The 22,280-nt window shown below is 29.4% G+C and carries 22 protein-coding genes, 2 tRNA genes and 1 rRNA gene; 4 read left to right on the top strand and 21 right to left on the bottom strand.

Features of this window, described 5'->3' with window-relative positions; translation table 11 throughout:
- Window positions 1–14 precede the first annotated feature (14 nt).
- Together rluF and ispF are read left to right on the top strand one after the other, a co-directional pair.
- Window positions 15–800, top strand: a complete 786-nt coding sequence (gene rluF, locus ACREVX_RS14335) for a 23S rRNA pseudouridine(2604) synthase RluF (protein WP_431544898.1) — start codon at window positions 15–17, stop codon at window positions 798–800.
- Window positions 801–1,602: 802 nt separating this feature from the next.
- Window positions 1,603–2,070, top strand: a complete 468-nt coding sequence (gene ispF / locus ACREVX_RS14330; RefSeq protein WP_431544897.1) for a 2-C-methyl-D-erythritol 2,4-cyclodiphosphate synthase — start codon at window positions 1,603–1,605, stop codon at window positions 2,068–2,070.
- 173 nt (window positions 2,071–2,243) lie between these two features.
- Here the strand turns inward: ispF and ACREVX_RS14325 are convergent, their stop codons facing one another.
- The 9 genes from ACREVX_RS14325 to ACREVX_RS14285 form a co-directional block, all read right to left on the bottom strand.
- The gene (locus ACREVX_RS14325) at window positions 2,244–4,157 is read right to left on the bottom strand and encodes an EAL domain-containing protein (protein ID WP_431544896.1); all 1,914 of its coding nucleotides are present in this window, start codon (window positions 4,155–4,157) and stop codon (window positions 2,244–2,246) included.
- A 247-nt stretch (window positions 4,158–4,404) separates the two neighbouring features.
- Window positions 4,405–4,611 (bottom strand): hypothetical protein, encoded by a 207-nt coding sequence (locus ACREVX_RS14320; protein ID WP_431544895.1) that lies wholly within the window; start codon window positions 4,609–4,611, stop codon window positions 4,405–4,407.
- Window positions 4,612–4,714: 103 nt separating this feature from the next.
- On the bottom strand, window positions 4,715–5,713 hold the full coding sequence (gene argF, locus ACREVX_RS14315; protein ID WP_431544894.1) for an ornithine carbamoyltransferase: 999 nt from the start codon (window positions 5,711–5,713) through the stop codon (window positions 4,715–4,717).
- Between the two features lie 112 nt (window positions 5,714–5,825).
- Entirely contained in the window at window positions 5,826–7,037 is a 1,212-nt protein-coding gene (gene arcA / locus ACREVX_RS14310) for an arginine deiminase (protein WP_431544893.1), read from the bottom strand.
- 26 nt (window positions 7,038–7,063) lie between these two features.
- Window positions 7,064–8,008: a carbamate kinase gene (gene arcC, locus ACREVX_RS14305; protein ID WP_431544892.1), complete on the bottom strand. Its 945-nt coding sequence runs from the start codon at window positions 8,006–8,008 to the stop codon at window positions 7,064–7,066.
- A gap of 404 nt (window positions 8,009–8,412) precedes the next feature.
- Entirely contained in the window at window positions 8,413–9,024 is a 612-nt protein-coding gene (locus ACREVX_RS14300; RefSeq protein WP_431544891.1) for a DUF1836 domain-containing protein, read from the bottom strand.
- A gap of 778 nt (window positions 9,025–9,802) precedes the next feature.
- Complete coding sequence (locus ACREVX_RS14295) at window positions 9,803–10,912, bottom strand: C40 family peptidase (RefSeq protein ID WP_431544890.1); 1,110 nt, start codon at window positions 10,910–10,912, stop codon at window positions 9,803–9,805.
- A 230-nt stretch (window positions 10,913–11,142) separates the two neighbouring features.
- Window positions 11,143–11,985, bottom strand: coding sequence for a 16S rRNA (cytidine(1402)-2'-O)-methyltransferase (rsmI, locus tag ACREVX_RS14290; RefSeq protein WP_431544889.1), 843 nt, complete (start codon window positions 11,983–11,985; stop codon window positions 11,143–11,145).
- 47 nt (window positions 11,986–12,032) lie between these two features.
- The gene (locus tag ACREVX_RS14285) at window positions 12,033–12,779 is read right to left on the bottom strand and encodes a tRNA1(Val) (adenine(37)-N6)-methyltransferase (protein WP_431544888.1); all 747 of its coding nucleotides are present in this window, start codon (window positions 12,777–12,779) and stop codon (window positions 12,033–12,035) included.
- 186 nt (window positions 12,780–12,965) lie between these two features.
- On the opposite strand from ACREVX_RS14285, the gene ACREVX_RS14280 reads away from it, so the two are divergent.
- A complete protein-coding gene (locus ACREVX_RS14280; RefSeq protein WP_431544887.1) occupies window positions 12,966–13,622 on the top strand; it encodes a PIN domain-containing protein in 657 nt (218 codons plus the stop codon).
- A 101-nt stretch (window positions 13,623–13,723) separates the two neighbouring features.
- On the opposite strand, the gene ACREVX_RS14275 is transcribed toward ACREVX_RS14280, so the two are convergent.
- From ACREVX_RS14275 to ACREVX_RS14240, 8 genes are all read right to left on the bottom strand, one after another.
- Window positions 13,724–14,374: a LysM peptidoglycan-binding domain-containing protein gene (locus tag ACREVX_RS14275; RefSeq protein WP_431544886.1), complete on the bottom strand. Its 651-nt coding sequence runs from the start codon at window positions 14,372–14,374 to the stop codon at window positions 13,724–13,726.
- Between the two features lie 251 nt (window positions 14,375–14,625).
- Window positions 14,626–14,829 carry a heavy-metal-associated domain-containing protein gene (locus tag ACREVX_RS14270; protein ID WP_431544885.1) on the bottom strand — a complete coding sequence of 68 codons (204 nt, stop codon included), beginning with the start codon at window positions 14,827–14,829 and terminating at the stop codon, window positions 14,626–14,628.
- Between the two features lie 10 nt (window positions 14,830–14,839).
- Window positions 14,840–15,751, bottom strand: coding sequence for a PSP1 domain-containing protein (locus ACREVX_RS14265; RefSeq protein ID WP_431544883.1), 912 nt, complete (start codon window positions 15,749–15,751; stop codon window positions 14,840–14,842).
- Window positions 15,752–15,902: 151 nt separating this feature from the next.
- Window positions 15,903–16,847 carry a DNA polymerase III subunit delta' gene (locus ACREVX_RS14260; protein WP_431544881.1) on the bottom strand — a complete coding sequence of 315 codons (945 nt, stop codon included), beginning with the start codon at window positions 16,845–16,847 and terminating at the stop codon, window positions 15,903–15,905.
- Between the two features lie 57 nt (window positions 16,848–16,904).
- The gene (gene darA, locus ACREVX_RS14255) at window positions 16,905–17,234 is read right to left on the bottom strand and encodes a cyclic di-AMP receptor DarA (protein WP_216307865.1); all 330 of its coding nucleotides are present in this window, start codon (window positions 17,232–17,234) and stop codon (window positions 16,905–16,907) included.
- 13 nt (window positions 17,235–17,247) lie between these two features.
- Window positions 17,248–17,868, bottom strand: a complete 621-nt coding sequence (gene tmk / locus ACREVX_RS14250; RefSeq protein WP_431544880.1) for a dTMP kinase — start codon at window positions 17,866–17,868, stop codon at window positions 17,248–17,250.
- 39 nt (window positions 17,869–17,907) lie between these two features.
- A complete protein-coding gene (locus ACREVX_RS14245; protein WP_431544878.1) occupies window positions 17,908–19,356 on the bottom strand; it encodes an aminotransferase class I/II-fold pyridoxal phosphate-dependent enzyme in 1,449 nt (482 codons plus the stop codon).
- The gene (locus tag ACREVX_RS14240; RefSeq protein WP_431544876.1) at window positions 19,335–19,547 is read right to left on the bottom strand and encodes a sigma factor G inhibitor Gin; all 213 of its coding nucleotides are present in this window, start codon (window positions 19,545–19,547) and stop codon (window positions 19,335–19,337) included. The genes ACREVX_RS14245 and ACREVX_RS14240 overlap by 22 nt, the downstream gene beginning before the upstream one ends.
- A 258-nt stretch (window positions 19,548–19,805) precedes the next feature.
- Here ACREVX_RS14240 and ACREVX_RS14235 point away from each other — a divergent pair, with 258 nt between their 5' ends.
- Complete coding sequence (locus tag ACREVX_RS14235; RefSeq protein WP_431544874.1) at window positions 19,806–20,939, top strand: zinc-binding metallopeptidase family protein; 1,134 nt, start codon at window positions 19,806–19,808, stop codon at window positions 20,937–20,939.
- An 82-nt stretch (window positions 20,940–21,021) separates the two neighbouring features.
- On the opposite strand, the gene ACREVX_RS14230 is transcribed toward ACREVX_RS14235, so the two are convergent.
- The 4 genes from ACREVX_RS14230 to rrf all read right to left on the bottom strand — a co-directional run bounded on the left by ACREVX_RS14230 (window position 21,022) and on the right by rrf (window position 22,153).
- Window positions 21,022–21,519 (bottom strand): DUF6106 family protein, encoded by a 498-nt coding sequence (locus tag ACREVX_RS14230; protein WP_431544872.1) that lies wholly within the window; start codon window positions 21,517–21,519, stop codon window positions 21,022–21,024.
- Window positions 21,520–21,874: 355 nt separating this feature from the next.
- Window positions 21,875–21,949: transfer RNA gene (locus tag ACREVX_RS14225), tRNA-Cys, on the bottom strand.
- 6 nt (window positions 21,950–21,955) lie between these two features.
- A tRNA-Phe gene (locus tag ACREVX_RS14220) sits at window positions 21,956–22,031 on the bottom strand.
- A gap of 5 nt (window positions 22,032–22,036) precedes the next feature.
- Window positions 22,037–22,153: ribosomal RNA gene (gene rrf / locus ACREVX_RS14215) — 5S ribosomal RNA — on the bottom strand.
- Window positions 22,154–22,280 lie beyond the last annotated feature (127 nt).

The raw sequence follows: 22,280 nt of genomic DNA, 5'->3' as shown, positions 1-22,280 counted from the left end.
AAGGATGGTGTAAAATGAAACCCACATATAACAAAAACGAGGTAACTATTCCTAATCACTATGAAGAATGCGGTTCAAAAACCAGGTTAAACAAATTTATAAGTGAAACTGGTTTTTGCTCTAGACGTGAAGCAGATAAAATGATTGATGCAGGAAATGTCACCGTAAACGGTAAAATCCCTGAAATGGGTACCCAAGTATCCACAAGCGACTGCATTAAAATAAATGGCAAACCACTAAAAATAAAAGAAGATTTAGTTTATCTAGTGTTAAATAAACCTATTGGTATAACATGCACCACTGAACATAAAGTTAATGGCAATATTGTAGATTTTATAAATTTTCCGAGGAGAATTTTCCCTATAGGACGTCTTGATAAAGCATCTCAAGGTCTTATATTTTTAACTAATGATGGAGACATTGTAAATAAAATTCTACGTTCTGGGAATAACCATGAAAAAGAATATATTGTCACTGTAAATAAGCCTATATCACCTAATTTTATAAAAAATATGTCAAATGGCATCCCTGTACTTAAAACTATAACTAAAAAATGTTTTGTAAAAAAAGAAAGCAAATATGTTTTTAAAATAATTTTGACGCAAGGTCTTAATCGTCAAATACGAAGAATGTGTGAGTATTTAGGATATAACGTTATTAAACTAGAGAGACTTAGGATCATGAATGTTTCTATGGGAAATCTACATATCGGAAAATGGAGATATTTATCACAAAAAGAACTAACAGGTATTAACAATTTAATAGCTAGTTCTGTTAAAACTGAAAATGCTTCAAAATAAAAGAGTTTAATATTTTATTTCTATTAAATTCTCGCATTTTTGATCAAAACACACTTGAAAAACACACAAATTTGTGTGTTTTTTGATTTATTTAAGGGTTATCCACATTATTCACACAGTTTTTGTGGGTAACTTGTTACTCTTAGTTAATAATAACTATTTAACTTACCATATAGTCTATATTCTTAAATTATTCTTAGTTATACGAAAAAATTCTTTTAATTATGTTATATTTTAACAAATATAAATTTTATTCGATTTACTTCATATTTTTAAAGAACCTAATAAAACGTTGATATAACTACATCTATAGTTTTTTCAAAACTTTTTTATAAATGAATTATTAGAATTATTTATATTATCTAAACACTTTATTTAGACTCACAGATTGTACACAATAAAATTTACTAATCCACAGTATGCTTGAATATATGTATAATGTTGTAAATTATTATAGATTATTTAAGACTTATCCACAGTATCCACAGAGTTTTTGTGCATAACTTGTGGAATTGATTATAATAATTAGTTCTTAATTACATTTATATCTATTTTGTATATTTATTATGTAATTAATTGTATTTTAAATAAGATTTTTCAAGTTTTCTCTAATGAGTTATGCACATTATCCACAGTTTTGTTGATAACATGTGAATAACTATTATTCATTTTTCTACAATTTTAGCTATGCATATATATTTCTCCTCAATGTAATTAAATTTCTTGATTACATTGAGGAGAAATGATATATTAAAAAGAAAAGTAAGTTTTTCATAATTTTAATTGAAAAGAGGTTATTGGCTTGAGAATTGGAATGGGATACGATGTTCATAAATTAGTTAAGGGCAGAAGTTTAATACTTGGTGGTGTAAATGTTCCCAGTGCGACAGGACTGCTAGGTCATTCAGATGCAGATGTTCTAGTTCACGCTATTATTGACGCTTTGCTAGGTGCCGCAGCTCTTGGTGACATTGGTAAGCATTTTCCTGATACCGACGATAAATATAAAAATGTCTCTAGCATTGCCCTGCTTAAGCATGTTGGTCTGTTAATAAAAGATAAAAATTATATAATTGAAAATATCGACGCCACAATAATCGCACAAATGCCTAAGATGGCACCACATATTTCCTTTATGGTAAAAAACATTGCATCTGCACTATATTTACCTATAGATAAAGTTAATGTTAAAGCTACTACAGAGGAAGGCCTCGGTTTTACAGGGCGGGGCGAAGGAATTTCTTCTAATGCAATATGTCTTCTAACATAGAATATTATACTTTTACATAAATATATAGTTTTAAGGCCACTTCTTATAAAAGGAGTGGCCTTAAAACTATTGTGCACTAGCATGACCTTGCTACTATAAAATATCAAAGCTTACTATTTAAAATCATTATAGAATTTACAATATTATCAAAAATAACTTTCTATATGTAAATTCTAAAATCCTCTTTTCCAAATTTCATAATCTGCATAATCAATAAGCATTGCTGACGAAAAATGCGAGCCTTGCCCATATTCAATTCCTAACTCTATTAGTTTTTTCTTTTCTCCCAGAGTACGTATTCCCTCCGCTACAATTTTCATGCCGGTTTTAATAGCCATATTTACCATGTTCTCTACCATTAATGCTTTTATTTCATCTTTATCTACATCTCTAACTATTTCCTGAGAAATTTTTATATAATGTGGTTTCATCTTTATTAATTCAACCATATTAGAGTTACCTTCCCCGAAGTTATCCATAGCTAACTTAAATTTTAATTCATCTGCAAAATTTCGCCAAAATGCACTTCTTGGTATACGTTGAGTAATTTCTAAAACTAAGTTCGTCCCCTGCAATTTCTTTATTACCTTTTTAATAGTATGCCTAGTTGTATCCGATTGAAGTTTAAAAAATAATCCTTCTTCAATAAATGGTGTTAGTTTATCCAAATAATTATTTAATTTATCACAAGCTAGCATAGTAAGATTTTCTAAATCTCCTGTAAGTCTAGCTTTTTCAAACATTTCATAAGGAAAAAATTCTAATCTTGAATCCCTAACTAGTATTTCTAATGACTTAACCTTGCCACTATTTAAATTAATAATAGGCTCAACCGTAAGCTCTATAGATTTATTTTTTATTATACCAGAAATATGGTATGCCTTTTCATCAATCTTATATGTTGAATCGTTGTCTAGGTAGTCACCTTCGCACGTTTCGTCTAAAAACCATTTAACGCTAGTGCTTGAGGATAGACTAGGATTGTACAGCCCTATAAGCTCATGTTTTAAAACCGCTCTTAAGTTATACATTGCATATATCATTGCGGCCATCCGTTTATCTTCATCCTTTGTTTTACGAATGAAATTAAGTCCTGCAGAAACCCCCGCTAAATAAAAAGATGGCTCATATAGTTTATTCCTAGCATCCGACAGCAGAAAATCTATACCATGTCGTAATTCCGGGATTATATCTCTAAGTATACTAGCCCCATCTCCATCTGGTATATCAACATACTTAACATTTTTTGATAATTCATCACATAGACTAACCCAAAACTTTCTTTGTTTATTATTATTAAACTTTAGATAATCCATTAAAGAATGTAATTCTAAATACCTTGTATCATAAAAAATATTACTATGAACTTGGTAACTTCCAAAATCTATAATAGATGGTTTCTTAACAGAAACAATTATATTACCTCCATGGAAATCACCATGTATACATGAATCTAAATATTTTACTTGAGTTCCATTCCAAACCTCTTCATCTGTAAAAAAATTGTAAGGATTAGGAAAGAATTTGTCTACTCCATCAATAACTAACCACTTTTTATCTTCATCAATGGTTAGGTTTTCAAAAGCTTTAATAAGTTTTTCATCCATAAACCTATAACCTAAAGAGCTTTTCATTATATCAATAGGTGATTTAATTTTAGATGTATGTGGTTTATTCCAAGTATATAAAAATTTAGCTACTTGTTCACTTGTTTGTTTAACTAATGCTAATTCATTTTCTAGTGAATATTTTAGAGTTTTAATTCCCATTACATTATCTCCACCTAATTCATAAAGTACTCCAAACCTCTTTAAATTATTTTTACCTTGTATTTCAACCTCATCAATAATGCTGGGAATATAACCTTCAATAGAATTCTCTCTAGATTGTAAAAACGCTTTATTATGTAATCCACTTTCATTAATTTCTTGTATTTTTAAAACTCCTAATTTACGTGATTCGCCAAACTCTACAGTATAGACTGCTGCGCCAGATTCTCCATCATTTAATTCATTTATTATTTCTATAGGTTGATTCTCTTTTGCAAAATTATCTAAAATCATTGTTTTTTCTTGCTGGCTTAGCATATTTTACCTCCTACACAAATTATTACGATTATTGCTGATAATTATAATATAAAAAATATTTTATGTTTATAAGTAAAATATAGTTTATCATTATTAGATTATACTACAAATTTGTTATTTTACTATGAACATAAAAAATCATACAAGCTTTATTAATTATAAAGCTTGTATGATTAAATATTTTTCTAAGTAAACCTTATTTTTCATTTTAGATAATCTCATGTAGTGAAATATCGTTAAAATAAAGTTAACTAAATAACTTTCTAGTGCAATAATACTTATCATCTCTTTTTTCTAAATCAAACTCACTTATAGATGTAATTTTATCGTGTTGTTCTACATGAAGTACATAACCTTCTTCATTTCTATTTTCAAAAAAGACTTTTGAATAATTCATAACTTCTACTTTGTCCCCACAGAGATCATAAATTAATGCTGGTATCTTATTTAACACATGCATCTACTCCTTTAATATATATTCATTATAAATTAATAGATATTAAAGTATTTAGATGTTTATGCTTAGATTTCATTTATTTAATTTACTCTTTTGCATATTACTCTCCTAGGGTTGCCACCATAATTGCTTTTATAGTATGCATTCTATTTTCAGCTTCATCAAATACTATTGAAGCTGAGCTTTCGAATACTTCGTCTGTAACCTCAACTCCATTCATACCGAACTTTTCATATATATCTCTCCCAACTTTAGTTTTTAAGTTATGAAAAGCTGGCAAACAATGCATGAATTTAGTATTTTTATTTCCTGTCAAATCCATCATTTCTTTATTAACTTGATATGGTTTTAGTAAATTAATTCTCTCACGCCAAACTTCATCTGCTTCTCCCATTGACACCCATACATCAGTATATATAACATCAGCATCCTTTACTCCTTTGGCAACATCATCTGTAATAGTAATACTTGCTCCTGTCTCCTTAGCTACTGACTTGCATTTAGTAACTAATGAATCCTCAGGAAATAATGAACTTGGCGCAATTATCCTGAAATCCATTCCCATCTTAGCTGCACCTATCATAAGAGCATTCGCCATATTATTTCTTCCATCCCCAGCATAAACAAATTTTATTTCATTAAGTGGTTTTGTAAAATGTTCTTTAATTGTTAAAAAATCAGCAAGTATTTGAGTAGGGTGATCCTGCGTAGTTAATCCGTTCCATACTGGCACGCCAGCGTGCTCTGCTAGTTCTTCAACAACTTCTTGACCATATCCTCTGTATTCAATACCATCATACATTCTTCCAAGAACCCTTGCAGTATCTGCAATTGATTCCTTTTTACCCATTTGGCTTCCTGTTGGTCCAAGATATGTAACATGCGCTCCTTGGTCTAATGCTCCAACCTCAAATGCACACCTTGTTCTAGTTGAATCTTTTTCAAATAATAACACTATATTTTTACCTTTTAATGTTTGCCTCTCTGTACCTGCATATTTAGCTCTTTTTAAATCTCTAGCTAAGTCTAGAAAATAATTAATCTCTTTTGGTGAAAAATCCATAAGTGTCAAAAAGTTTCTGTTTCTTAAGTTAAACATAATAAATTCCCCTTTCTTATCTTTACTTATAATTTTACCACTTACTTTTAATATTTGCTAAAAATAAGTGGTAAAATTACTTATTTATTTTAAGTAGTTACATTTCCTTATTCTAAATTGTTACATCTCCTCTATCAAGAGGCATAGACATACATCTAGGACCACCTCTGCCTCTTGATAATTCACCCGATGGAATTTCGATAACTTTTACATTATTTTTATCTAATATCTCATTAGTAACATAATTTCTCTCATATGTTACTACAGTACCAGGGGATATAGCCAATGTATTTGATCCATCATTCCATTGTTCTCTTCCTGATATAACCTTATCTCCACCACCACAACGCAACAAAGTTACTTCTTTCTCTAGATATTTAGAAAGAATTTTTTCTAAACTACCTTCTTCTTGCTTAATTATTAATTCCTTATACTTATGATTATAAGTTATTGCTGTAACCCTAAGTGTTCCTTCTATTCCTGGATGAACAGTAAACTTATCATGGTCTATCATTGTGAATACAGTATCTAAATGCATAAATGCCCTAGTTTTGGGAATATCAAAAATTAAGATTGTTCTAAAACTCTCTCCTTTTTCAAATATTCTTTTAGCCATATTTATAACTGCTTCTTTATCAGTTCTTTCACTATGACCAATTGCGATAACATCTTTAGATAAAATTAATTCATCTCCACCCTCAATATTATGTACCTCATTTCTGTTATACCATAACTTAACACCTGAGTCCTTAAAGTCTGGATGATACTTAAAAATATATTTTCCAAATATAGTTTCGCGTCTTCTGGTTTTAGTTTTCATAGAGTTTAAACTTATACCATTCCCAATACATGCAAAAGGATCCCGAGTAAAATATAAATTAGGCATAGGGTCCATTATAAATGGATACTGTTCATAATATTCTTTTATTTTTATTTCCTTTTTTCTTATTCCCCCCATCACCTTATCTATCATTTCTTTGTCTGGCAATGAGTATAAATAATCTTTTAATGACGTTATTATTGCCTGCTCATTTATACCACACTCCTCTATAACTTCATTTAAAAATAATTCCTTTACCCCTACATCTTTTACTGCTTCTACTGCTAAATCTTCAAGATACAATGTTTCGACACCATTACTTTGTAGTATTTTGGCGAAATTATCATGTTCCTGCCTTGCTACCTTAAGGAAGGGAATGTCATCAAATAAAAATCTTTCTAGATATTCTGGTATAAGATTCTCAATTTCCTCTCCTGGTCTATGTATAAGTACAGTCTTTAAATTACCAATTTCAGAATAGACGTTAATTTTTCTCTTGTTCATCTATTTTTTCCTCCTATTCAATATAATTAATACACAATTTTTGTTCCACTCGTCCCATTCAATGCCTCTTTTGCTTTAGACAATGACACTATAATTGCCATTTTACCCTTTTTACTCATTATAAATTTTTTGCAAGCTTCAACCTTTGGTAGCATACTTCCTGGAGCAAATTGACCTTGCGTAATATATCTATCAACTTCTTCAAGTGTAATTTGTGTAAGTTCTTTTTGATCTGGTTTATTATAGTTTACACAAACCCTATCTACTCCCGTTAATATTAATAATACATCCGCATCTAGAATCTCTGCAAGTTTTTCAGCAGCATAATCTTTGTCTATAACTGCTGCAACGCCTTTAACTATAAATCCCTCTCTAATAACAGGTATGCCGCCACCACCACAAGATATAATTAAATTGCCACTATCAACTAATTGCTTTATTATACCCTTTTCGATAATATCAATTGGTTTTGGAGACGCAACTACTCTTCTATATCCTCGTCCAGCATCTTCTCTCATTATATAACCATGTTCTTTTTCTAACTTCTCAGCTTCCTTGCTTGTATAAAAGGACCCTATTGGTTTAGTTGGATTTTGAAAACCTTCATCCTCCTTATCAACCACTACTTGAGTAACTATAGTTGCAACAACTTTATTTATACTTCTACTCCTTAACTCCTCACCTATAGCATTTTGAAGATGATATCCTATATACCCTTGTGAAAAGGCTCCACATACATCTAATGGAAAAAGCACATTTGCCTCATCAAATTTTATCGAGGCTTCTACTGCAGCAACAATTTGTCCCACTTGAGGCCCATTTCCATGAACTACTGATACTACATGCCCTTCTTCTATAAGATCAACTATTGATTTAGCCGTTAACCTGCAAGTCTCAAGTTGCGCCTCACAAGTTTTGTCTTTAGGATCTAATTGAAGTGCATTTCCGCCTAACGCTAATACTATTTTCATCAATCAACCCTCCGAGCATATTATCTCTTATTTCATATCTTTTTATAGTTATATTTTTTTAGCTATACCTTTTAAGTTTATATCTTTTTTAAATTTATCAATATATAATATTATCCCCTTATATACTCCTTGTCAACCATTACAATTTCACATTGTTTGCATAAATATTCTTCCCATTTAACATTATTTTATTAAAATTATTCATTATCTCAATATATATATATATATGCCCTATATTAATTGCATAAATATATACATTATGTGAATATATTTTATTTATAATAATAGAAACACTAATATTTTATGTGATTGGCCTATAAAGTTCTTACATAATTCATTTTTTTTCAAAAAACAAAAGACCTTATTATAAAGATCTTTTTTTTACAAATTTTCTTATTTTCACCCTAATTTTCTTCTATTTCTTCACAATCTTCATATTCCTCAATAATCCTTTGTGCCAATCTTTTTATAGCACTAGCTTGTGAAACCAATGTCATAACTACAAGAAACACTGAAATTCTTTTTTCATCACTTTTCTTTAATTCTAAAGTATCAATTATTTTTTGTAATTTACCTTTATCGCAAAATTGCTTTCCTGAAAAGTTATTAAAACTTTCTTTTTGCATATCCGCAAAAATTTTATACGAACTTTCCCATGAAATAATATCATCCTCTCTATCATTGATTTCATTAAACGCTAACCTAAAAACCTTTTCAATTTCATCTGCTGTAAGAATAGGTCTCATGTAACTAATTAATACTAATTGAACAAGATGTAGTTTTGTATAGCCTCTTTTTTTGCTGTCTTCTGGCTTTGACATTACTTCGCTTTTTATATAATTCTGTACAATATTATTAGTGTAATTATCAGTGTCAAACTTATCATTCAGAAAATCAATAACTTGAGATAAAAATAAGTCATAATGAGGTAATTCTTCATAAGGAATTATATTATTTTCAGATATTGCTCTTGATATTGAATTTATATTTTCTATATCAAATTTAGACTTATTCATATTTCTCACCTTCCAAAATTAATGTCTTTATTAAACATATTCTTCTGCCTTCCCCTTAAAATTTACATATTTATATTATAAAGTATTTATAATGTATTACAAGCATTTTCTATACTATTTTATTGTTTACTTTATCTTAGTATAAAAAAATAAACACTTTTACTTATATACATAAAAGTGAATCTGTTAATAATCACCTAAAACCTTTTTAAATACACCAATAATAATAAGTATTAAATCATCTCCTTCAAAGCTAAACTGTGGTTAAATTACAATTACAATATAATTTGTTTTATTACAAGTTTTTTAGATTAAATATGAATTAATTTTCTTATGATATTGCAATTGGCATTTTTTTTTACATTATAATTAAGTTATCCACAGTTTTAAGAATTTAATCAACAGAAGTTGTGGACAATTTAATTTATACACAAACGCTACAAACAAGGCTTTTACATATTAAAAGTAATTCTGACAAGTTTTTATCCACATTATCTATTAAAATATACTAATACTATATTAATATTTATATGAAATAAACAATATCAAATTGTTATTTAGCCTTCAATTTTTATTTTTTTCTGCCATTTGTTTTCTAATTATTTGAATAAGTTAAGATAGTTTATTAATAAATTTAGATATATTTACCTTTATGTTTGCGTTTACATTCTTATGATAAATGTTTATATCTTCACTATAACACTTTCTACCACTTAACACACTAATATTAATTAAATTAAAAATAACAGGCCATTATAAATGGCCTGTTATTTTAGTATTACTTAATTCTTCTTGCAGTAAGGTAATCCCTTCTCGTAAGTGCTGATACCTTAATCACATCACCAGTACGTGGCGCATGAATATATGAGTTATTACCTACATACATTCCAACATGATGTGGATCTGATGATGAGCCAAAGAATATTAAATCTCCTGGTTGTAAGTTTGCTCTATCAACATATGATCCTTCATTAATTTGTGTATATGTTGTTCTAGAAAGTGAAACTCCAAAATGCCTATATACATATTGCATATAACCGGAACAATCAAAGTATTTAGGACCAGCAGCACCCCAAACGTATGGTGTTCCTAAAAAATTACTTGCATAAGCAACTATAGCATTAGAACTTAGTGATGCAGCCCCTCTAGATGGAGAGTATGCAGCAGTAGCAGCAGCTTCTTCTTGCATTTGTTTTATTTTCTTCATTGTAGCATCTACAGTAGCTTGACCACTACTCATCTTACTAGAATATGATTGTTCTAGTTTTTTAGCTTCTGCAATTAATACATTTTGTTCTTGCTTCTTTTCTTTAAGTTTATTTAATTTAGTTTCATTACTAGTTTTTAATGTCACTAATTTAGTTTTTTCTGCTTCAAGCACTTGTTTTTTCTTTTCTATTTCACTCTTTTTAGCTGTTAATTCAGCAATCATTTTATTATCATATTCTACAATCTTTTTAACGTTATCGACTCTTGAAATAAGATCTCCTATTCCCTTTGAATTCAAGATAACTTCTAAATAGCTATCCACACCATTCATATACATAAGTCTCATTCTCTTATTATATAAATCTTCTTCTTCTTTAATATTATCTTGTGCCACCTTTATATCACTTGTTGTTTTTACTATTTGCTTCTCAGCTTCAGTTATTTTAACTTTTACTTTATCAACTTCTGCATACTTTGCCTCTATGTCCATATCCAATTTTTCAATTGAAGTTTCTATACTCTGAACATTACTTTGTGATTTCTTATATGCGTCCTTTTGCTCTTGAAGTTGGTTTTTTTGACTATCAAGCTTATCTGATAATGGATCTGCCATTACCTGCATACTTACCGTAGCCATTAATCCAATTGTTACTATTAATGATATTATTCTTTTACGCAACCCAATCCCCCCATTTCAAAATGAATATATATTTGTGCATATGTATTTATGTAAACGTATTTATTTCCTTATGTATTTGATTGGTTCTTAAACCAACATTTTTATTATAACACTACTTTATATGAAATCTCAATAAGAAATTACATAAAATTCAACAACTTTTATTTTATACCCTTATTTTCTAATTTTCACCATAATTTTTTTACTTTTGTTTAACATATATCTAAAAATTATATATCCAATGAGTGCTTATATATTTCTGATTTAGGCATGTCTCTATCCTTTGCAACTTTTTTCATTGCATCTTTTTTACTTATTCCTTCGTCCATATAACTTATTATGTGCTCCCCTATAGTTAGTGAATCCCATTTAGCTCGCGCATCTTTGTCTATAGCTTCTTTGCTCTTACCTTCAACTACTAGTACATATTCCCCTCTAGGAGAGTTCTGCGTGTAATATTGCACCGCCTCTTCTAAAGTAAGCCTAATTATTTCTTCATACAATTTTGTAAGTTCTCTACACATCGATATTTTTCTATTCCCAAAATTTTCATTAAGAAATATTAATGTGTTTAAAAGTCTATGAGGGGCTTCATAGAAAATTAAGGTTTCACTTCTATTTATTAAATCATCAATAATAGGTTGCCTATCTTTAGTTTCTCTAGGCAGGAATCCTCTAAATATAAACTTTGTAGTATCAAGACCAGAATATACAAGGGCTGTAGTGATTGCAGTAGCTCCTGGCAACACAACAAATTCAATACCCTGTTCTATACACTTTAAAACTATTACGCTACCAGGGTCTGATATTCCTGGCGTTCCTGCATCACTTATAATTGCTATATTTTTACCTTCTTTTATCTGGTCAATTATATTTTGACTTCTTCCTTGTTCATTATGTTGATGGTAACTTATAAGCGTTTTTCTAATATTAAAATGGCTTAAAAGTTTTAAGCTTTGTCTTGTATCTTCTGCCGCTATAAGATCCACGCTTTCAAGTACTTCAAGTGCCCTAAGCGTAATGTCTTTTAAATTACCTATAGGAGTTGGAACTAAATATAATTTCCCTGCCATTCTTATCACCCTTTACTCTATTTATTTACATAATATATTATAGTTTTCTATCCTATCGTCTGGGAATTATACATATCATTAATTTCTTGTGTATACTTTCCATCCTGCGTATGAACATAAAGAGGTGGCTCCCATTTTAAAAAGCTTCCTCCATCTCGCAAGCCCTCTATTAGCACAATATTAGGTGCTTTATTTACACTAGGGTGCACCATTCTTATTCGTTTAGGCTCAATTCTATGTTTCCTCATAGTGCATAAAATATCAGCTAATCTGTCAGGTCTATGGACCATATACAATCGTCCACCATTACCTAATAGAATTCTACTTGCTATTATTACATCCTCGAGTGTACAACATATCTCGTGCCTTGCTATAGCATTTTTATCATCTAAACTAATTAATCCTGAATTATGTAGCTTATAAGGTGGATTAACAGTAACGATATCTACTTTTGGAATCGCTTTAATAAGATTTAAGTCTTTTAAATCTCCATTTATAAATTTAATTCTTTCTTTCAAGCCATTATATACCGTTGACCTACTTGCCATCTCAACAAATTCTTCTTGAATTTCCACACCAATTATATTGCTTGCACTGGTTTTACCTGCCAATATGAAAGGAATTATACCTGTACCAGTGCATAAATCCACAACCTTAGCATCTCTTTTCACCTTAGCAAAATTAGCAAGTAGTACAGCATCCACACCAAATCTAAAAGCATTTTTTTTCTGAATAACATGAATGCCCTTTAAGTTAAGATCATCTAAAGTTTCATCATCTCTTAAAAACTCCATTCTGTATCTCCTTTCTGTAAAATTTATACGCGCTATATACATTCAATAAAAGAAGTATACCTCAATTTATAATAAAAATCATAATTTTCTTCTTTAATTCAACCTAATTAATTATAAAGCTACTATTAGTAACCAATGTTGAATATATATTATATTATATAATAATCGATTTTAATGAGGTTAAACATGGAGTTACTATTATATCCTTTTAAAAATATAGTTTTCAATAAAAATTCAGTGTTATTAGATGCATCTTTTCTTATCAGTTTAATATATGATGACGATATTAAGCATAGTGATTGTCTAACATGCTTAAAACAGCTTTCTGAGGGAAGTTGCATTTTTTACACTACCAGTATCATATCTGCAGAAGTTTTGAATAAAATACTTTACCAATTATTTATTAGCGACATACAATGTAAAGTAACAAACAATAGTCCATACAACTCAAATGATAACATTAGATCTATAACCAACAGTTTTAGTCGCCATGATACAAAAATACTAAAGGAAAAGAAAAAAGATAGACTTATTCATATTCCATATAAAAGGTATTTTGATAATATTTCTAAAAATTCTATGAAAAGAAATTTACTTAATATCTATTATTGTAAATCCGTAGAAATAATCTCAGAACTAGAGAAAATAATTAATATAAAATATCTCGATATTTCTGAAGAATGTGTATCTCTAGTCAAAAATTTAATGTGTCAAAATCTCCTATCTGTAAATGATGCTTTCCACATAGCTACCGCAGAGCATAATAAAATAGATTTTTTACTAACTTTAGACGGTGACTTTGTTTATGCTGAAAGTAGTGAGATGAAAATACTTAAGATCTAACAAAAAAGTTATCCACATTATTTTGAGCAAAATGTCTCCTATATAATAAGAAATAAGTGTAATCTTGATTATCTCAAAATTACACTTATTTTTCATAAAAACTATTTAGGAATATTGATGATCATGCCATCTTTAATAGCATTCTCATCTATAATTTTATTAGTTTCTTTTAACATTGTTATTGCCTCTTTTACATTATAAGAAGGCATATTACTTTTAGCAATTGAAGTTAAAGTGTCTTGTTTTTTAACTGTGTATTTTCCATTACTAGTTAATACTTTTGCATCAACTACAGTTTTGGTTGTAGTTGTAGTTGACGATGAGGTTTGAATTGCTGTCTCATATGGTATTACTATTTTGTCACCCTCTGAAATCTTGTATGCTTCACTCATATTATTTCTATCTTTAATAAATTCAACTATTTCACTTTTGTTGAAACTAGGCATATGTGTTTTTACTATACTAAAAACTGTATCGTTTTCTTTAACAGTATATATTCCAACATTAGTTTTATCATTTATATAGGCAACATCCATTTTATTAGTAATTTTTTCGTCAGTATTTGTATTTGTATTTACCGCTACATCATTATTAATTTTAGTTGCTGAATTATCACTTTGAATTGAACTCTCGGCTTGCGGTTTTACATTAGCAACATCTTCCCGCCCTCCAATAAACTTTGCTGCGAAAACAACTCCTAAAACTAATACAACAATAGTAGATATACTAATTAGTCCCTTTTTATAACTCATATTTAAAACCCCTTTCATATTTTATATACAATGATTTACATTTAAATTATTGACTTAAAATTAAAATCTCATACATATAATAAAAACTTTTATTATATTAAATTTATGTTGTTTTAAATAATGTGGCTATTTACTTTGGAATGTTATCTAAAATCATATATTACTAAACAAAAGAGTATTCAAATCAAGTTGCTTATTTTAGTGTTATAAAATCAAAAAAAAACCTAGAGAGATTAATTTCCCTCTGGTTTTTATATAACTGCATAACCGGCTTCTTCTACTGACTCAATCAGATTATCTACTGTAATAAAATAATCATCATATATTATTTCTATTTCTTTAGTTTGACTATTTATTTGACAAGCAATTACGCCTTGGTTGTTTGATACCGCTAAATTAATATTGCTAATATCTTCTGAAGTATTCATATTAATTACCTTTATAACTGACCTCATCTTCTTCCCCCTAGTTATCCTTAAATAATTCCTTTGTGATATAAGAATCTTCACCGGTTTTAGCTAATTCAGCTTTGATATCTTCCTCATTTACAGCATCTTCATATCTTCCTGAAACTAATGTTAAGTCTTTAATTTTAACTTCTACTATTTCTTCATCAGTACCATTAATTTTCATTTTAATTTTAACACATTCTTTTACAACACTATTACCAATAACGTTTGCTCTACCAAATGGTGTATCTACTACAGACCCTACAATAGGTAGCGTTTTTCTTATTTTTTCATAAGTATCCTGTTCATAATTAAGGCAACACATAAGCCTTCCACAAATACCTGAAATTTTTGTAGGATTTAATGATAGATTTTGCTCCTTAGCCATCTTTATAGAAACTGGAGCAAATTCACCCAAAAATGTTGAACAACACATAGGTCTACCACAAGGTCCAAGGCCACCTATCATTTTTGCTTCATCTCTAACACCTATTTGCCTAAGTTCTATTCTAGTTCTAAATACTGCTGCCAAATCCTTTACAAGTTCCCTAAAATCTACTCTTCCATCTGCTGTAAAATAAAATATAACTTTATTATTATCAAAAGTATACTCTACATCTATTAGTTTCATATCTAGTTCATGTTTATGTATCTTATCTAAGCATACTTCATATGCTTCTTTTTCTTTGTTTTTGTTGTCAAAATCTTTTTCTGCATCATCATCTGTAGCTTTTCTAATAACAGATTTAAGCTGAGATACTATATCATCTTCCTTTATCTCCTTTATGCCAATAACACATTCCCCAAATTCAATTCCCCTTACTGTTTCAACAATAACTTTATTTCCCTTTTGAATATCTATATCATTTGGACTAAAATAATATATTTTTCCAGCTTTTTTGAATCGTACTCCTATTACTGTAACCATGTTAAATCATCTCCTTCGCAGATGCATATTAACGACTTTCGAAGTAGATTTAACTACCACTAAAGTTTTATTTTTAATAAGGTAGGTAACTCCTACTTATAGTAGGTAACTCCTACTTATATAAGTAGAAAACTTTCCTTCTGAAATGTCGTTAACCCTCCTGCATTTTAATTAGCATTACTTCAAACGCTAACCCTGGGTTAACGTTCCTAACTAAATTATTTCTAGTATCGTTTATTATATTTATAATACCATTTAATTTGTTAAATGAAAATATGTTAGCTAATTCTTTTATACTTAATAACTTATCTATGTTAATGATTAAATTTTCGTCTTCAATTTCTTTATATATTATAGTATCCCTAATATACGAAAGAAATGCAGTTAATATTTCTTCAAAACTTTCTTTTTGATTAGATAACCTTTTCTCATATTTAATTAATTCTTCAGTTTTAGCACTACTAAGCTTAAGTAATATTTCCAAGGTAATATCACGAATTTCCTTAAAATTATCATCTCCAATAAATTTTTGAGCCTTTCCTGGCAACCCATCACTAAAAGCAATTATAACCTTTACCTGCTCCTTAGATAAATCAAAATAATTGACTTTTAAAAATTGTTCCATTTCGTTTGCATTTAAACTTTTCAATTTATGTATTTGACATCTTGATTTTATTGTATCCAATATAACTTCTAGATTTTCACATAATAAAAATATAGTTACATTTTTAGGTGGCTCCTCAATTGTTTTTAAAAAGGCATTTTGAGCCTGAACAGTCATTTTATCCGCATGATAAATAATAATAACTTTCTTATCACCTTCAAATGGTTTTTTATTAATTTCTTCAACTAAACTTCTTATAGAATTAACCCCTATTGTACTTTTATTTTTCTCTACTTTCCATTCAATTAAATCCACATATTGTTTATCTTGGTCTTTTTCTAGGATTATAAACCCTATATTTTTAGCAAGTATACTTTTACCTATTCCATCCTCTCCAACTATAAGATGAGCATGAGATAACTTACCTAATTTTATAGATTGACTTATTTGGTTCAAAATATTACTGTGCCCTATTATCCTCTCACCATTCATTTTTATCCTCCATGAATAAAAGCAAGTATAGATTTATATATACTTGCTTTTGATTAGTTATACCTTTATATACTTATCTACATCAACTACAAATACATTTGCTCCACCTACATCTACTTCAATAGGGAAAGGCATATAAACTCCAGTAGACCCAGCTACAGGTGATGGTGATGATATTATTTGCTTTCTTTCCTTACATACCTCTTCGATAATTGCTAGAACGTCATCTACCTTTTCTTTATCTACACCTATTAGTAATGTTGTATTCCCTGATTTTAAGAACCCGCCTGTAGTTGCAAGCTTTGTAACTCTAAAACCCTTATCAGTTATAACCTCAATTAAATCATTTGCATCATCATCTTGTACAATTGCAATAACTAATTTCATTTAATCTCATCCTTTACAAATTTATTTTTTTAATTGTGCTTATGATATCTTTATGGATTTCATAAGTACTCCTATTCCCATCAACTACTTCTATTTTATCATATTTTCTGCAAATGTCTAAGTAACCTTCAAAAACTTTTTTATGAAATTCATTCCCACCGTTTTCTAACCGATCCAAAGTCTTTTGCATTTTTTTTCGTTTTAGCCCTTCTTCATATGGAATAGTAATCATAAATATTAAATCCACTTCAAGCCCGTCTAAAGCGAATTCATTAATACTCTTTACTGCGTCCATTCCAATACCTCGACCAACGCCTTGATATACCATTGATGAATAAACAAAACGATCACATATGACTATCTTCCCAAGAGCTAAAGCTGGTTTTATAATCTCACTAACTAGTTGCGCGCGAGACGATGCGTAGAGTAAAGCCTCACACATATAGTTCATATTAGAATTATCATTATCTAGTATTATGTCTCTAATTTTTTCACCAACCCTCGTTCCTCCAGGTTCTCTAGTTGTTACCACTTCATATCCCAATTTCGTTAGATGTTTTTCTAATAATTGTATTTGAGTAGTCTTTCCTGAACCATCTGGTCCTTCTAGTGCTATTAGTCGTCCTCTTTCCATTCGATTTCCTCCACCTATATGTATTTATCTTAATATAATCTATCTTTCTACTGTTGGTACTTTCCCATCATCAATTCCAAGCACCGTTACGTTGCATGACACGTAATATTCTATTACAGCTATACTTTCCTTGCTTAGTCTTTCACCTGGCATTACAATAGGTATTCCTGGTGGATATGGAACTATTGCTACTGCACATATTCTGTCTTCTGAGTTTTTAAGTTCTACTATTATTTTTTCTCTATCCATTACTTCATATGGATCCATTACGGCCATAGGCATATCATAATCTATTAAATCTATATATTCATCTTTTAGGTTGTCCATATTACAGTTTTTAAGAGCTATATATAATGCATCAAAATCTTCCTGAGTGTTAAAAGGAGAAAATATTAAAACTACATTTCTGCTATCACTCATTTCAGCTTGAATTTTGCTTGCTCTTAAATATTCTAATAACTTATGTCCACTATAACCTTTAGGTACATTTAATATATACCTGGTTAAATCAATAGTATACCAATTAATATCCTTTTCATCGAATTCTAAAATATTCTGTAGATCCTCCTGAGTTAAAATGTGGAACTTTCCTATACTATTAATTTTATCTCTACAAGACTTACATAATTTAATTAAATCTTCATATCCCTGCTTGCCATATTCCTCAAGATAATACCTTGCATAATCCATAGAACATAAAAGCATATATGATGGACTCGTGCTTAAAAAGGCACTTATATAAAAATCTACCTTACTAATATCTATGCCTTTACCTACATGTAAGAATGCTGTTTGTGTTAAGCTAGGTAAAGTTTTATGAGCACTCATAACAACCATATTAGCTCCCATTTTTAAAGGATTCTTAGGTAATAACTTATGAACACCAAAATGAGCACCATGAGCAGAATCTACTAATACCTTAATATTGTACTTACTAGCAACTTCGACAACATATGGGAAATCAAAACATATACCATAATAATTCGGATATGTAACAATAATTCCTTTAGCATCTTTATTTTTATTAATTAAAGATAGAAAATGCTCCTTGTCTAAAGGCATCGGAGCATCATATTTTGAATAAATATTGTTTTTAATATACACAGGCCTGAGCTTTCTCATAATAATGGCATTAAATATAGACCGATGACAATTTCTTTCTACAATAATTTTATCACCCTCATTAAACGATGAAAAAATCATGGCTAAATTTCCACTAGTGCTACCATTCACTAGAAAATAAGATTTAATACTTCCATAATAGTCACTCAATAATTTTTGAGATTCTTTTATTATGCCCTCTGCATGATGAAGATTATCTACTCCATCAACCTCAGTAATATCTCCTTTTATAAAATTCTCATAAAGTTCTCTGCCTTTTATTGTTTTTAAAAACCCAAGTCCACCTTTATGACCTGGCATACAAAAGGAGACATTTTTTTCTTTTATATATGTTAACACTCCATCTACAAGTGGTAATCTTGACACTCCTTAGTCACTCCTCTTGGCACACAATGTACTAACGTCTTTTTTATACAGTTCTTATAATATTCATAAAAATCTGTATTGTTACTTGACTCTATGATTCTTGCTTCGCAATTATCACAAATTCCTCTGCCATTTATTATTATACCATCATTTAGAGGCTTTCTACATATAATACACTTTTCTTTTTTCATATTATCCCCCTTAAATTTACAAACTTAAATCAACTAAAGTATCGCCTCTTATAATATATATTATTCAACTAAGTACGATTTCTTATTTTGTCCACATAATTTTTTCAAATATATTTATCTACATTTTACGTTATAACTTGCCATTTAAAGTTATTATCCGACTTTATAAAATTTTATTTGATATTATAATATATTTATGTGCCTTTGGATATACTAAATATATTAATAAATATAAAAGTTTTGAAAGGAGAATAGTCTATGAAACAAGAGATTATAAGTTATATAACACGCATAAAAGAAGATATATATAATTTATCAAATTTCCTTTATACTAATCCAGAAATAAGTTATAAAGAATACAAAGGATGTACTTATATACTAAACATGCTAAAAAGTCACGATTTTAAGATAGAAGAAAATTATCGTGACATTCCAACTGCATTTTACGCTCAATATGGAACTGGTCATCCAAAAATATGTTATATATGTAAATATTCAGCTACTGAAAACATAGGTCATGTTTTCGGAAATAATGTTAATGCTAGCATAGCAATTGCTGCCGCATTAAGTTTATCAAAGGTAATATCTAAAAGTGGTGGGTGCATAGTTGTAATAGGTTGCCCAGGAGAGTATACCAATGGTGCAGAATTAACTTTTACAAAAGATAAATGCTTTGAAGATATAGATGTTATAATTGCCCCTCATTGTGATATAACTAATGCGGAAAGTGGCACATCAATGGCCACAATACCAATTAGGATTAAACATAAGCAGAACGCTACTAATCTAAGTAACTTTTCATCTTTAGACTCTTGCTTATTGATACTTAATTCATTAAGTCAATTGTTAAAAGGATTAAACAATGGTTGCTCTATTGATAATATTTCTATAAAAAATGCCTCAACAAACCTTAACTCAGTCTCTGAATCAGAAACTAAATTTTATCTAAGAGCGCCCACGCTAACTGAAGTTAAATTACTAGAAAAAACTATTGTGGATATTATTCATTCAATGTCTAAAATAATAAATACATCCCGGGAAATAAGCTTATTCGAATTGCCCTCTCAAGAACTTTTGACTAATAAATCTTTATCAAGAATATTTACACACAACTTAAAAGAATGCGGCATTATAGACATTACTTGTTGTAAGAATTCCTCATATGGTTTAGGCATAGGCGCTATAAGCCATACTACACCATGTATATATCCATCTATATGTATTACAGAAAATCCTTTAATAAGTTGCCCTTCACCACTATTTGCTTTAGAAACTCAAACAGACTTTTGCAAAGAAAATATGATAAAAGCTGCAGAGGCTCTTGCCATAACAAGTCTCGACATAATTGAAAAACAAGATTTATTGAAAGAAATTAGAGTTGAACTAAAATAATATGTAACCATAGATTTATTGGTATTTTAGACATAAAAAAAGAAGTATAATTTTAATGCAATTATACTTCTTACATATACTTTTATTGTGAAAATATTGATTTTCCTTTTAATACCTTAATCTTGTTCATAAGTCCATCACTAGGTTCAAAATAAAACTTTTTTAATTTATCTCCAACTTTGTAGACACAACAACATTTACATCCTGTAAACGTAGAACAAATATACTTTTTAGAGCTACTAATATGTGTATTTGAATTATAGTTACTGTTTTTCCCAATATACTCTATATTTTTTAATTTAATATCTTCTAATATTGTAACCTCTTCACCTTTTATTTTATGAATAATAAATTGGTCTGCTACAATTAAATATTTATACTTAACTTTACATTTTGAAAATTCCATATAACAAAGAGCGATCATTAGTGTATTAAAGAACATAGTTACATAATTTTTAATATCTATGCTACCTATTCTTGCCTTAGGCAATAAGCCTGATATGCTTATAAATGCAATTAATATAATAAACAACAATACTACAGCTGGAAATTTTTTTCTTTGTACCATCTCTTTATACATAAAAACCAGACCCCCTAAATTACCTTAAACAGTTTGACCTAAATAGTTTTGCGTCCAACATATGTGATTATACTAGCATTTCATATATTAATCTACTTGTGCTAAGTCCACTAACCTCTATATATCATTATATAAGACCGTGTAAAGTAATCATATTGATGTACATGCATCAATATATGTATTTCTAGCTTTATCTCTATATTACTAACTTTTAATAAATGTTATGTATATTTTTTTTGCTTAATAAGATTACATATTGCAAATTCATTATAAGACACAATTACATATACTAGAATAACAAACAAAAAGTAGTCCAAATACTGATATTTCAGCATTTGGACTACTTTTAATGTTTTGGAGGCGCCACCCGGATTTGAACCGGGGAATAAAGGTTTTGCAGACCTTGACCTTACCGCTTGGCTATAGCGCCATACCATGGTGGCTAAACCCGGAATCGAACCAGGGACACGAGGATTTTCAGTCCTCTGCTCTACCGACTGAGCTATTTAGCCACATTACCTGGCGACAACCTACTCTTCCACAAGGTCACCCCTGCAGTACCATCGGCGCATTGAAGCTTAACCTTCGTGTTCGGTATGGGAACGGGTGTTACCTTCATGCCATAATCACCAGATGAGAATATAAATATTCTCTGAAAATTGCACAGTGCTGGTCTTTTCGCTCTCGCTCAAAGCCCTGTCTCTTTCTTACGAAAGAGGGTGTATCGCAAAATTAATATGTTTGTTACATTTATTTATCTT

Source organism: Clostridium sp. (assembly GCF_050717545.1).
Taxonomy (GTDB): domain Bacteria; phylum Bacillota; class Clostridia; order Clostridiales; family Clostridiaceae; genus Clostridium_AD.
Note: the sequence above shows the minus strand (reverse complement) of the source record. Positions and strands in the feature narration are given on the sequence as shown.

Coding starts and splice junctions, on each gene's coding strand:
- arcC (WP_431544892.1), bottom strand. CDS start 8,008: ATGAAAATAGTATTAGCGTTAGGCGGAAATGCACTTCAATTAGATCCT.
- ACREVX_RS14270 (WP_431544885.1), bottom strand. CDS start 14,829: ATGAGGTCAGTTATAAAGGTAATTAATATGAATACTTCAGAAGATATT.
- ACREVX_RS14275 (WP_431544886.1), bottom strand. CDS start 14,374: ATGAGTTATAAAAAGGGACTAATTAGTATATCTACTATTGTTGTATTA.
- ACREVX_RS14300 (WP_431544891.1), bottom strand. CDS start 9,024: ATGAATAAGTCTAAATTTGATATAGAAAATATAAATTCAATATCAAGA.
- darA (WP_216307865.1), bottom strand. CDS start 17,234: ATGAAATTAGTTATTGCAATTGTACAAGATGATGATGCAAATGATTTA.
- ACREVX_RS14280 (WP_431544887.1), top strand. CDS start 12,966: ATGGAGTTACTATTATATCCTTTTAAAAATATAGTTTTCAATAAAAAT.
- rluF (WP_431544898.1), top strand. CDS start 15: ATGAAACCCACATATAACAAAAACGAGGTAACTATTCCTAATCACTAT.
- ACREVX_RS14235 (WP_431544874.1), top strand. CDS start 19,806: ATGAAACAAGAGATTATAAGTTATATAACACGCATAAAAGAAGATATA.
- ACREVX_RS14325 (WP_431544896.1), bottom strand. CDS start 4,157: ATGCTAAGCCAGCAAGAAAAAACAATGATTTTAGATAATTTTGCAAAA.
- ACREVX_RS14260 (WP_431544881.1), bottom strand. CDS start 16,847: ATGAATGGTGAGAGGATAATAGGGCACAGTAATATTTTGAACCAAATA.
- ACREVX_RS14230 (WP_431544872.1), bottom strand. CDS start 21,519: ATGTATAAAGAGATGGTACAAAGAAAAAAATTTCCAGCTGTAGTATTG.
- tmk (WP_431544880.1), bottom strand. CDS start 17,868: ATGGAAAGAGGACGACTAATAGCACTAGAAGGACCAGATGGTTCAGGA.
- argF (WP_431544894.1), bottom strand. CDS start 5,713: ATGTTTAACTTAAGAAACAGAAACTTTTTGACACTTATGGATTTTTCA.
- ACREVX_RS14285 (WP_431544888.1), bottom strand. CDS start 12,779: ATGGAGTTTTTAAGAGATGATGAAACTTTAGATGATCTTAACTTAAAG.
- ACREVX_RS14265 (WP_431544883.1), bottom strand. CDS start 15,751: ATGGTTACAGTAATAGGAGTACGATTCAAAAAAGCTGGAAAAATATAT.
- rsmI (WP_431544889.1), bottom strand. CDS start 11,985: ATGGCAGGGAAATTATATTTAGTTCCAACTCCTATAGGTAATTTAAAA.
- ACREVX_RS14240 (WP_431544876.1), bottom strand. CDS start 19,547: ATGAAAAAAGAAAAGTGTATTATATGTAGAAAGCCTCTAAATGATGGT.
- arcA (WP_431544893.1), bottom strand. CDS start 7,037: ATGAACAAGAGAAAAATTAACGTCTATTCTGAAATTGGTAATTTAAAG.